The sequence below is a fragment of the Flavonifractor plautii ATCC 29863 genome (assembly GCF_000239295.1).
Taxonomy (GTDB): Bacteria; Bacillota; Clostridia; order Oscillospirales; family Oscillospiraceae; genus Flavonifractor; species Flavonifractor plautii.
In genome coordinates, this window is the sequence record NZ_JH417695.1 from 1 (window position 1) to 10,624 (window position 10,624).

At 64.2% G+C, this 10,624-nt stretch carries 15 protein-coding genes; 12 read left to right on the forward strand and 3 right to left on the reverse strand.

The window, feature by feature from the left end:
• Positions 1-157 precede the first annotated feature (157 nt).
• Positions 158-541, reverse strand: coding sequence for a hypothetical protein (locus HMPREF0372_RS05575; protein ID WP_007489675.1), 384 nt, complete (start codon positions 539-541; stop codon positions 158-160).
• Between the two features lie 73 nt (positions 542-614).
• Here HMPREF0372_RS05575 and HMPREF0372_RS05580 point away from each other — a divergent pair, with 73 nt between their 5' ends.
• Genes HMPREF0372_RS05580 through HMPREF0372_RS05590 form a run of 3 tightly spaced genes read left to right on the forward strand, consistent with a single transcriptional unit; the run spans position 615 to position 4,488 of the window.
• Positions 615-2,675: a hypothetical protein gene (locus tag HMPREF0372_RS05580; RefSeq protein WP_039996762.1), complete on the forward strand. Its 2,061-nt coding sequence runs from the start codon at positions 615-617 to the stop codon at positions 2,673-2,675.
• On the forward strand, positions 2,675-3,523 hold the full coding sequence (locus tag HMPREF0372_RS05585) for a LysM peptidoglycan-binding domain-containing protein (protein ID WP_007489677.1): 849 nt from the start codon (positions 2,675-2,677) through the stop codon (positions 3,521-3,523). The genes HMPREF0372_RS05580 and HMPREF0372_RS05585 overlap by 1 nt, the downstream gene beginning before the upstream one ends.
• On the forward strand, positions 3,502-4,488 hold the full coding sequence (locus HMPREF0372_RS05590) for an XkdQ/YqbQ family protein (RefSeq protein WP_007489678.1): 987 nt from the start codon (positions 3,502-3,504) through the stop codon (positions 4,486-4,488). The genes HMPREF0372_RS05585 and HMPREF0372_RS05590 overlap by 22 nt, the downstream gene beginning before the upstream one ends.
• 51 nt (positions 4,489-4,539) lie before the next feature.
• Here the strand turns inward: HMPREF0372_RS05590 and HMPREF0372_RS05595 are convergent, their stop codons facing one another.
• Positions 4,540-4,824, reverse strand: coding sequence for a toxin-antitoxin system HicB family antitoxin (locus tag HMPREF0372_RS05595; protein WP_007489680.1), 285 nt, complete (start codon positions 4,822-4,824; stop codon positions 4,540-4,542).
• A gap of 12 nt (positions 4,825-4,836) precedes the next feature.
• Positions 4,837-5,082 (reverse strand): type II toxin-antitoxin system RelE family toxin, encoded by a 246-nt coding sequence (locus HMPREF0372_RS05600; protein WP_007489682.1) that lies wholly within the window; start codon positions 5,080-5,082, stop codon positions 4,837-4,839.
• A 78-nt stretch (positions 5,083-5,160) separates the two neighbouring features.
• Here HMPREF0372_RS05600 and HMPREF0372_RS05605 point away from each other — a divergent pair, with 78 nt between their 5' ends.
• From HMPREF0372_RS05605 to HMPREF0372_RS05640, 9 genes are read left to right on the forward strand one after another with little or no spacing between them, the layout of a single operon-like run.
• The gene (locus HMPREF0372_RS05605; protein ID WP_007489683.1) at positions 5,161-5,454 is read left to right on the forward strand and encodes a hypothetical protein; all 294 of its coding nucleotides are present in this window, start codon (positions 5,161-5,163) and stop codon (positions 5,452-5,454) included.
• Positions 5,451-5,873 carry a DUF2634 domain-containing protein gene (locus HMPREF0372_RS05610; protein WP_007489684.1) on the forward strand — a complete coding sequence of 141 codons (423 nt, stop codon included), beginning with the start codon at positions 5,451-5,453 and terminating at the stop codon, positions 5,871-5,873. Before HMPREF0372_RS05605 ends, HMPREF0372_RS05610 begins: the two co-directional genes overlap by 4 nt.
• Positions 5,866-6,960: a baseplate J/gp47 family protein gene (locus HMPREF0372_RS05615; RefSeq protein ID WP_007489685.1), complete on the forward strand. Its 1,095-nt coding sequence runs from the start codon at positions 5,866-5,868 to the stop codon at positions 6,958-6,960. The genes HMPREF0372_RS05610 and HMPREF0372_RS05615 overlap by 8 nt, the downstream gene beginning before the upstream one ends.
• Positions 6,957-7,499, forward strand: a complete 543-nt coding sequence (locus tag HMPREF0372_RS05620) for a putative phage tail protein (RefSeq protein ID WP_007489686.1) — start codon at positions 6,957-6,959, stop codon at positions 7,497-7,499. The genes HMPREF0372_RS05615 and HMPREF0372_RS05620 overlap by 4 nt, the downstream gene beginning before the upstream one ends.
• Position 7,500: 1 nt before the next feature.
• Positions 7,501-8,193: a hypothetical protein gene (locus HMPREF0372_RS05625; protein ID WP_007489687.1), complete on the forward strand. Its 693-nt coding sequence runs from the start codon at positions 7,501-7,503 to the stop codon at positions 8,191-8,193.
• The gene (locus tag HMPREF0372_RS05630; RefSeq protein WP_007489688.1) at positions 8,193-9,722 is read left to right on the forward strand and encodes a fibronectin type III domain-containing protein; all 1,530 of its coding nucleotides are present in this window, start codon (positions 8,193-8,195) and stop codon (positions 9,720-9,722) included. Before HMPREF0372_RS05625 ends, HMPREF0372_RS05630 begins: the two co-directional genes overlap by 1 nt.
• A gap of 14 nt (positions 9,723-9,736) precedes the next feature.
• Positions 9,737-10,057 (forward strand): hypothetical protein, encoded by a 321-nt coding sequence (locus HMPREF0372_RS05635; RefSeq protein ID WP_007489689.1) that lies wholly within the window; start codon positions 9,737-9,739, stop codon positions 10,055-10,057.
• 13 nt (positions 10,058-10,070) lie between these two features.
• On the forward strand, positions 10,071-10,220 hold the full coding sequence (locus HMPREF0372_RS20020; protein ID WP_007489690.1) for a hypothetical protein: 150 nt from the start codon (positions 10,071-10,073) through the stop codon (positions 10,218-10,220).
• A gap of 40 nt (positions 10,221-10,260) precedes the next feature.
• Positions 10,261-10,623 carry a hypothetical protein gene (locus tag HMPREF0372_RS05640; RefSeq protein WP_007489691.1) on the forward strand — a complete coding sequence of 121 codons (363 nt, stop codon included), beginning with the start codon at positions 10,261-10,263 and terminating at the stop codon, positions 10,621-10,623.
• Position 10,624 lies beyond the last annotated feature (1 nt).

Genomic DNA, 10,624 nt, shown 5'->3' on the forward strand with positions numbered 1-10,624 from the left:
GCGGGCCGATGTGGGCAGAAGGTGAATTGCCCCAAGGGGGCAAGAGAGACCGCCCTGGGGCATCGGCCCCTACGGCCGTGGAGCCAACCCGGAGTGTGACACGGAGAGGCGTGGACACAAACGAAAACGCCGCCCCCGGAAGGGGGCGGCGGAGGGGCTATACCTTGGGCGGGATGCTGGCCCACACGGCCCACGCGATACAGGCCAGGGCGAGGGGCAGAAAGACGGCCTGGTATCCAGGGCCAAGGAAAGGGGCAAGGGTGAAGGAGAATACGAGCATGCCTGCCGCAGCCAGCCAGACCAGCCACAGCAGGCCGCGGCTGGTCGCCCGGAACCGGTAGGAGAAGGTATTCATGCGGGCGTTGAGCGCCTCCAGCTCGGCGGTCTTTTCGTTCAACTGGCGCTCCAGCTCGGCGAGGAAAGCGCCCTCCGGCGCGCCTGCGTCGGCATCCCGCTGGGAGTGGGGGCCAATGGATACAACGGCGTCCAAAAGGGTGTCAAGCTCTGCTGCAAGCTGCGCGCGGCGTTCCTCCGGCGTCATGGAAGCCCTCCCCCTTTCTATTTGCAGTTCGATTATAGCATACCAGGCAGGAAAGTCAACAGGAGGTGAGGATATGGCGGAAGAAGTGGGCATTGTCATGACACTGTACGACCGGGTGAGCCCAACGCTGAAAAGCATTGCCGGGAGCAGCAGGGCGTTTGACAAAAGCCTGGACGAGCTGGAGGCCAGCCTGAAGGCGTATGACAAGGCACAGACCGAGCTGGTCGGCCACTCCGCAAATCTGAAAAAGGCGATCGCCGAGACGGATGTAAAGGTCAGGGAGGCCCAGAAGAGCTACCGCAAGCTGAAGGACGAGACCAGCAAGGGCGCGCTGGACGACGCCATTGACGAGCAGGCCAGGCTGCGGCGGGAGCTCAGCGACACCGAGGCCGCCATCAAGGAGAACAGCGCCGCCTATCAAGACCTATACAAGCAGGCACGGAACGCGGCCTCCGCCATCAGCAAGGCCGACAACCGGGCGGGAGGCGAAAAGAGCGGCACAGGACTGGGCGGACTGGCAAAGGGGCTGATGGCAGCCGGGGTCGGAAGCCTTTGGAGCGACGCGCTGGGGAAGGTGGGGGATGCTTTCCTGAGCAGCGCGATCGGGGAGCCGGAGGCGCGTATGGCCTCCTCGATCCTGTCCGGGGCGGTTTCCGGAGGCTCCATGGGTGCGGTGTTGGGCGCGCCCGGAATCGCGGTGGGCGCTGTTGTGGGGGCCCTGGCAGGTGCGGTTTCAGGCGGCGCGGAGATCTTTGAATCAAAGGACCAGGCGTTCAAAAGCTACGTGCAAGAGGCGGCGGAGGGGCAGCTCTCCGCCCAGAAGGAGGCCGTCACCTCCGGTTCCTCCATTGCGGGCGGGCGGGAACAAAAGCAGATGGCCTTTACCACCCTGCTGGGCTCGGAGGAGGAAGCGGCGGCCTTCCTGGCCGACGTGCAGGACATGGCCGCCATGACCAACTACACCTACGACGAGATCACGGGGTACGCCAAGAGCCTGGTCAAGCCCTTCGGGGCGGACAAGTCCCTGGATATCCTCACCACTCTGTCGGATGCGTCCGCCGCCCTCTCCCTCAACGAGAGCGACAACGCGGTGCTCATTGCGGGCCTGAGCCGCATGGAGCTGACGGACAAGACCACCCAGGAATACCTCAACTACTTCTCCGAGCGGGGCATCGACGTATACGAGGCCCTGAGCAAGTGGGGCGACGCCGCCGCGGTGGCGGAGAAGGTGACCCGCGGGGATATCAAGGGCTCCGAGGCCGTGGAGGAGATCCTCGCCTACATGCAGGAGCAGTACGGCGGCCTGTCGGAGCAGATGGCGGGCACCTATGAAGGCATGGTGGACAACCTGGCCGACGCGGAGGCCAACGCGGAGGCGGCCTACGGCGAGGGCTACAATGAGAAGCGGAAAGAGGGCATCCAGGCTCAGATGGACTGGCTGAACAGCGGCGTCATGGACGAGGCCAACCGGGCCATCGGCGCCTGGCAGGCCGAGCTGGAGAACACGAAGGAGCAGTACCAGCGGGAGGCCGTGGAGGCCATGATGGAAACCGACGAGTACCAGCAGGCCCAGGCTGAGGGAGACGCCGCCGAGATGGGACGGCTGATCATGCAGGCCAAGGTGCAGGGCATGAACGAGTACAACGCATCAGAGGGGGCACAACTGGCGCTGGAGTCGGAGCTGGCCCTGGCGGCAGCAATCCGGGACGACGCCAGCTCCAATCAGGCGTATTGGGACGCCGGATACCGCAAGAGCCAGGAGTACAGCAAGGGTCTGGCGGCGGGAATGGCATCGGCACTGGTGGGGACCGGGTCGGAGACTACCACCGGACTGTCCGTGGAGGAGCGGCGGTACGGCAACTGGCGGCGGGGCGGCTACTACGACGAGGACGGCGTATGGCGTTCGCACGCCGCCGGGCTGGAGCGGGTGCCCTACGACGGGTACGCCGCCCTGCTCCACGAGGGGGAGCGGGTGCTCACTGCCCGGGAGGCCCGGCAGGCCGACCAGGGCGGCGGGGCGCAGGTGACCATCACCGGAAATACCTTCGAGGTGCGCCAGGAGAGCGACATCGACGCCATTGCGGAGGCGCTCTACTGGAGGCTCCGGCTGGCACAGATGGGAGGGGTGCGGTAGTGCTGCGGCTGATTACCTTCCTGGAGGAGGCCGCCGGCGTGGAGCTGGTACTCCCGGTGACCCCGGCCGGCTACCAGTGGGCCCATGAGGCCGCCATCGAGACGGTGACGGTGGACCAACTGGGGGATCTCAACTTCTTTGGCGGGAAAAGGATGGGGAGCACCACCCTGCACGACTGCCTCCTGCCCGCCCAGGCGTACCCGTTTTTGTCGCCGGGGGCGGGCACCAACCCCTGGCTCTACCTGGAGCAGCTGGAGCGGTGGGTGGACAAGGGGACGGTGGTGCGCTGGATGGTCAGCGGCACGCCGGTCAACGCCGCGGTGCTGCTGGAGGGGGTGACCTACCGGGAGCAGGACGGCACCAACGACCTGTACGCCGACATCACCCTGCGCCAGTACACCCGGCCGGAGACGCCGGTGCTGCCCGCGGAGCCGTCCGCCTCCGGCGCGGGGACGGCGGCCAGCCGGGACAGCGCCACCGGCACGGCCACGGCCAAGACCTGCACGGTGGCCAGCGGTGACACCCTGTGGGGCATCTGCCGCCGGTACTATGGGGACGGCTCCCTGGCCTGGCGGCTGGCCGCCGCCAACGGCATCGCCAACGCCAACCTGATCCGCCCCGGTCAGGTGCTCACCATCCCGCCGCTGGCCCAGCTCCCGGCGGCCGCGGCCAGGCCGCCGTCGGCGAAGATCGCGGCCGCCACCAAGGTGCGGGAGGTGAAAGAAGAGGAGAGCGGAACGGCGCGCCTTGTGCCCTGGGTGCCGGAGAACACGGTGAAGAGCCTGGCGGATCTGGAGCTGGATAAAATCGCGTCGGGAGGTGGCCTATGGCAGAGTACCAGGTGGTGATCGTCAGCCCCCAGGGGGAGACCTGGGACGTGACGGAGCGGGTGAGCACCCTCACCTGGTCGGGCAGCATCAAGCGGGTGTCCCGCTCCGTGGAGGCCGTCATGGCCACGCCCAACGACGGGAGCCTGCCGGAGCTGCCCTGCGAGCTGGGCAATGAGCTGCGGCTCTGGTGCGGCGGCCGCACCCGGTTCCGGGGAGACCTCGTCACCCGGGAAAAAGCCGCCGAGGGGGTGACCACCGCCCTGACCGCCCTGGACCGGGGGCGCTTCCTGGCCAACAACGAGGGCTGGTACACCTTCCGGGGCGCGGCCCCCGAGGAAGCCGTGCGGGCCCTCTGCGGGGATTTTGGGATTCCGGTGGCCGACCTGGCCGTCACCGGGGTACGGGTCAGCCGCAAATATCCGGGGTGGGACCTGGACAAGATTGTGGACGGGCTCTACACCCTGGCCGCCCGGCAGAACGGGCGGCGCTACCTCTCCCGCTTCAACGGCCTGGGGGAGCTGGAGGTGGTGGAAAAGCCGGAGGCCGCTGTGCTGGAGATCGCGCCGGGGAAGAACCTCCAGAGCCTGCGGGTGACGGAGGACATCTCCAATCTGCGGAACACGGTGGAGATCTACAGCCAGACGGGCGCGCGGGTGCGCACCGTGTCCGACGCGGAGAGCGCCGCCCTGTACGGGCAGTTCCAGCACATCCTCACCCAGCGGGACGGCGAGGATGCCGGGGCGGAGGCCCAGGCGTACCTGGAGGACAATGGCCTCCAGCAGACCATGACCGTGGAGTGCCTGGGCAATCCGGATCTGATCTCGGGCAGCGCGGTGCTGCTGCGGGCCAACACCACCGGCGTGACCGGGCTGTGCTGGATTGACAGCGACACCCACACCTGGAAAAACGGGCAGTATTTCTGCCGCCTGGCCCTCAATTTCCGCAGCATCACCAATGAGGTGGAGGCGGGGCGGGAGCTATAAAAAAGCCGCCCCGGCCGGGGCGGCTTGGATGAATCTGAGCGGATGCGCAGCTCAGCGGGAGAGCTTGTAGAGCATATACTGGTTGAGGCTGACGCCCTCGATCTCCGCCTCCTCCTTCAGGTGCTTGTGGAGGCTGCGGGGAATACGGAGCACCAGCTTCCCGCTGTACCCCTCCAGCTCTGCCTTGAAGGCGTCCAGGGAGACGGAGCTGCCGTCGTCCATGGCCTCGGCCTCGGCCAGAGCGGCGGCCTCCTCGGCCGTCAGCTCCTCCGGCTCCCGCGCGTTGATCTCGGCAAACCGCTGTTCCAGCTCGGCCGGGGATAGAGATTGGTTCATAAGGTAACCCCCTTAATACTTGATATTGGTACGGGTATTGATCTCAATGACGGTGATGACAATTTCACCTTTGACCCATTCAAAGGTTATGCGGTAATGCAGGATCTTATAGCGGTATCGGTTCTGATATCCTTTAAGCGGGACGATATCGCCCTCCAGCCTGGACAGGCTGTCCAGCGCCCGATAGAGCTTTTTACGGGTCGGGGCGTCCACACTGGCCAGGTATTTCTGCGGCTGCTTTTTCAGTTTTAGCTCCATCTCTTTTCCCCCTCGTTCGCTTATATAGTATCATATATAATACTATATGTCAAGGGGAAATCGCGTAAGGAGGCATCTATGGACGACGTATATGCAGGGCTGACGGAGCTGCTCCGGCCGGCGGAGCGGGGGCAGGCCCCCGGCGGATGGCTGTTTGGGCAGGTGCAGCAGGCCGGGCAGGGGACGCTGCGGGTGGTATGCGGAGGGCTCACTCTGGACCAGACGGAGCTCCACGTGCCGCCCGGGCTGGACTACGCCTGGACGGAGGATACCGGCGGCGACCAGCTCCTGCGGGCGGGCGACCGGCTACTGGTGCTGGTGACGGCGGACGGACAGGACTACTACATTTTGGAAAAGGCGGTGTTCGCATGAGGCAGCTTTTTCCCATCTTCCAGACGACCGCTCCGGAGGGGACGGCCCAGGCGCTGCCCCTCTACCGGGATGTGGCCATGGACTACGACAAGGGCGTGCCGCGCTTCTCCGGCGGGGAGCCGGTTCTGGCGTCCGGGCTGGAGGCCGTCAAGGGCTGGGCCTGGCGGGCGCTGCACACGGAGCGGTACCGCTGGAGCCCCTTCTCCTGGGACTACGGGTGCGAGCTGGAGAGCCTGGTGGGCCAGCCCTACCGGGCGGACACCCGGCTGAGCGAGGCGGTACGGTATGTGCGGGAGGCGCTGACCGTCTGCCCCTACATCACCGGGGCCGCGGCCGAGGTGGTGGATTTCGACGGCTCCACCCTGCGGATGCGGGTGAGCCTGACCACGGTATACGGGGAGGCGAGCATACATGTATGAGGACAAGACGCCGGAGGCCATCAAGGCGGCGATCCTGGCGGCCATCCGGCAGAGCCAGGGGCTGAGCGCCATGGCGGGCGGATTCGCCGACGGCGTGGCCGGGCCGGTGGCCGAGCAGCTCAGCGAGGCGTACCGGGCCCTGGAGGGGGTGCCCTCCATGCTGTTTGTGGACGAGAGCTCCGGGGGCTACATCGACCTGGTGGGCGGTCAGTATTACAACATCACCCGCCGGGAGGGGACAAGGGCTTACTGCGACATCTCTTTCAGCGGCCGCCCCGGGCTTGTGATCCCCAAGGGCACCGCGTTTTTGACGGCCGGCGGGTTGTCCTATACCCTGCTGGCCGCGGTGACGCTGGGGCCGGAGGGGACGGGCCGGGGCCGCCTGGAGGCCGCGGAGGTGGGCAGCGCCTACAACGCGGAGGCCGGGGCCATCGACCGGATGTACGTCAACCTGACGGGCCTGACGGGCTATCAGAGCGAGGCGGCGGCCGGCGGCACGGACGCCGAGAGCGACCCCGCCCTGCTGGCCCGCATCCGGGAGCGGGTGCAGCGGCCCCCCACCAGCGGCAACGGCTATCAATACCGGCAGTGGGCCATGGAGATCCCCGGAGTAGGCAATGCCAAGGTGGTGGAGCTGCCCAGCGGGCCAGGCACCGTGGGCGTCACACTGGTGGACAGCAACGACCGGGCGCCCTCGGAGGAGATTGTGGAGGCTGTGGAGGCCCACATCGGGGAGGAGCGGCCCATCGGCGCGGCGGTGACGGTGACGGCGGCCGGGGAGCGGGAGGTGACAGTGGCCGCCCAGGTTTCCCTCACCGGCGGAGCCGGGGCCGGAGCCGTTCAGGACGCCTTCCGGGCGGCACTGGCGGGCTATCTGCACACCCTCATTGAGGGCAAGTACGGCACGGTGTACTACAAGCCCGCCGACGACCAGCCCTACACGCTGCTCTATAACCGGTTGCTGGCCCTGCTGCTCAATGTGGAGGGGGTGGAGAACTTCGCCTCCCTCACCGTCAACGGCGGCACCGCCGACGTGCCCATCCAGGCCGGGGAGATCCCTGTACTGGGGGAGGTGAGCGTGACATGAGCAATCTGGTGTTCCGCCTGCCGCGCTACTACCAGGACAGCCCGCAGGTGTCCGAGCTGGAGCGGGTGCTGGGGGAGCAGGCCGGGGCCCTGTGCGTGTCCGAGTCGGACACATTGGCCCAGCTCTGGGTGGACACCGCCACCTGGGGGCTGGACCTGTGGGAGCAGTGGGTGGGGCTGCCCGCCGACCGCACCCGGCCCTACAGCTACCGGAGGAGCCGCATCAAGGCCAAGCTCCGGGGCCAGGGCGCCACTACAGCGGAGATGCTGCGCAGCGTGGTGGCCTCCTTTGGCTTCGAGCCGTCCCAGATTTCGGTCATCGAGCACCCGGCGGAGTATCAATTTGAAATTGTTTTGTCCGAGCTGGCCGGCGTCCCGGCGGATGTGGGCGGGATTGAGGCCGCTGTCAACGAGATTAAGCCGGCGCACCTGGATTACTGGTTCACCTATCAGCTGGCGCAGCTGCTGGCCACCCTGCGGGTGGGCGGCGGGCTCTGGGGCATTCGGGCGGTCACGCTTCCGCCCATGGAGGAGGAGTAGCATGTACGGATTTATCATTACTACCGCCGGCGAGGGCCTGCTGGCCCGGGCGGCGGCGGGTGAGACGCTGGCCCTCACCGAGGTGTGGGTGGGAAGGGGCGTTGTGGAGGGCGTCGAGGCTGCCAAGGCCCTCACCGCCCTGCTTGACCCCGTGGCCCAGGCCACCAGCACCCAGCCCGAGGTGGCCGGCGGGCAGCTCTCCATGCTGGTGGAGTACCGCAACGACATGGGCGGCGGGCTGGAGGAGGGCTTCACACTCTCCGAGTTCGGCATCATGGCCAAGGTGGGCGACGACGCGCCCACCCTGCTCTACTACGCCGCCCTGGGGGACCGGGCCCAGCCGGTGCCGCCCATCGCCGAGGGCCTGGACGTACACCGCTTCCCCGTGGCCGTCGGCGTCACCGGAGAGGTGGCGGTCTCGCTGGAGTATCCGGCGGGCGTCTGGGTAACCCACGAGGAGCTGGAGGAGGCGATGGCGGGCATCGACCTGTCCGGGTACGTCAAGTCCTCCGAGAAGGGCGCGCCCAATGGGGTGGCGACGCTGGGGCCCGATGGCAAGGTGCCAGGTGAGCAGCTCCCTGATATCGGCGGAGTCTATGAGGTGGAGGAGGCGGTGCCTCCGGCCTCCCGGAAGGCAAATACGCTCTATGGCCTGATTCTGGCGGATTATACAGGAACAGGAGGTGAGGGGTAATGGCACAGGTCTATGTCTGGGGAAAATACAACTTGAATGTCAAATATGAGGAAGATCACTCTGCGCATGCCCCTAAACAAGGGGATATCAATAATTTTTGGGTTGGTAAGAGCTATTCCTTTAGCGCTGTGAGTGGGAAATATACCCTCAATAACGCACTTGAAATGAGTAGGGAGAATGACGCAGCTCAATACCCATATGCCATTGATGGAGCCATGGCCGGAGACGGTGTGTATTACGCGGAAGAAGCGTACGGAATTAACAAAACAGCAGGCTGGATTTCGAGCTCTGGTAAGTTGGCGTATAGAATACCTGATACACTCTCTGGGAAAATCTTCTATCCAGTCTATTATGGTGTCAAGACCATAAAAGAGAAGGGCGTGTACATTGAAGATGTGACCAGTGAATCCGAAAATACCTATCCAAAAGACGGAATTAGTGGAAACTACTATTATGTATTTAAGTATGCAGTTCCCGGTGTGCCGTCCATCACAGTTCCAGGTGCCGCCATGATTGGCCATGCGGTCGATATTTCCTGGGAGGCCGCAGACAGCGCGGAAAGCTACAAACTGGAGCGCAGGGTGGATTCCGGAGGCTGGACGCAGGTTTACGCAGGAGACGACCTGACCTATACCGACACGGTGCAATCCGGTTGGACAAGCGTGCAATATCGTATCTCCGCCGGTATCTCCGGTGTATACGGCGGCCTCACTGTGTCCAATGTGGTGAGTATTATCCCTGTATCCTCCCTCGTTATCTCCGGCACTGACGGTAATCTTGGCACCGCCAAGGCACCAGTGACGTATTCTGTAACCAGCGATACGGACAGCCCCATCACAGTGACAGAGATAATCAACGGCCATGAGCGCACGCTAACACCTACCAGCGGCCAACTGATCACCATACCCGTGTCCATGCTCGACCCCGGTGCAGGGGCGATCACCATCAAGGCCAGCGTGCAGGCGGCCAGCGGCGCGGTGAATCAGACCCGGAACTGGACATACACCAAGACGCCCCTGGCGCTGCCTGTTGACCCGTACCGGGTGGAGCGGATGCAGGGGCAGGACTGTGATATTTTCCCGCAGACCTTGGCCGAAGCGGTATTTATGCCGGATGGGAAAAGCGTGGCGGCATATATGGATTTCATCAAAACGAGAGCGACAGTGGTCGCCGGAAGCTATGTGGGGACGGGAGATTATAACAGTGGAACCGGATGGGGGGGCAGTAACCCGACATCACTGACGTTTGACTTTGCCCCCAAGTTGCTTATTATTGGTTGGCAAGAAACACTCGATAATGGTTTTTTCGCTAGTAATTTAGGGGAGCGGGTCACCTCTGATAATTACTATTCTATATACACAGGAGCTTTAACGACACAGTTTAAGCAGTATAGAGGCTTTGGTGACCCTTCCGGCAGTTATGCAAAGAAGTCATCAGACGGTAAGACTATAACGTGGTATGCTACTGGTCATGCAAACGCTCAGAGAAACGACAAAAGACACAAATATTATTACCTTGCCATCGGCTGAAAGGGGGGCCACCTATGACCATCATCCAAATCGACCCATTGGAGACCGGACAGCATCCCATCCAGAGCCAGAGCGGGCGGCGCGCCTGCTGGCTGGAGGGCTGGATTGAGGTGCCCGCCCACCTCCATGACGCGGTGTGGGCGACCTATGGCTGGTGTGACCTCCAGATTGAGGAGGGCAGGCTGGTGGGTGTCACGCCCACTGAGCGGCCTCCAGAGCCGGAGCCGGAGCCCCAGCCGCCCTCTGAGGAGGACGTCACCCTGGACATGCTGGCCGACCATGAGGAGCGGCTGTGCATGCTGGAACTCACCACCACCGCCACCGTTGCCACATGAGAAAGGAGATAGCATGACAACCGTATATAACCTCTGCAAGCTGCTCATCCAGAAGAACCGAACCGATGGCCTCCAGGAGAAGATGGATGTCTACCTGGCCGCCGACCGGCTCACCCCGGAGGAGTACCAGGAGCTGGCCGGGCTGCTTGCCCCAGAACAGTAATCAACAGCGGGATCGCTGGATAAAAGAAAGGAAGTCTATTATGAAAAACATCAACTGGAACGAACTCACCCCCGCCTGCTACGCGATCGCCAACGCCAACGATGTAGATGTGGGTGTAGGCGGCAGCATGGTACATAACAACATCCGCCACGGCAGGGCGGTGGACATCGGCGCGGAAAATCTGCCCGCGGCCTTCCGGCCTGACTGGGCAGCCCTGGGCGACGGCGTAGATCTGGCCGCGGAAAACGACGAATTTAACGCCTGGATCAGAAAGCGCCAGGGTAACGTCAAGGCCCTGGCCGCCCTGTGGAATGCAAAGGACTATCAGGGCATGATTGAGCTGATGGAGAACGCCGCCGACCCCGGCCCCATCAACGGCGAGAAGCCCAGCGACCATGAGTAAG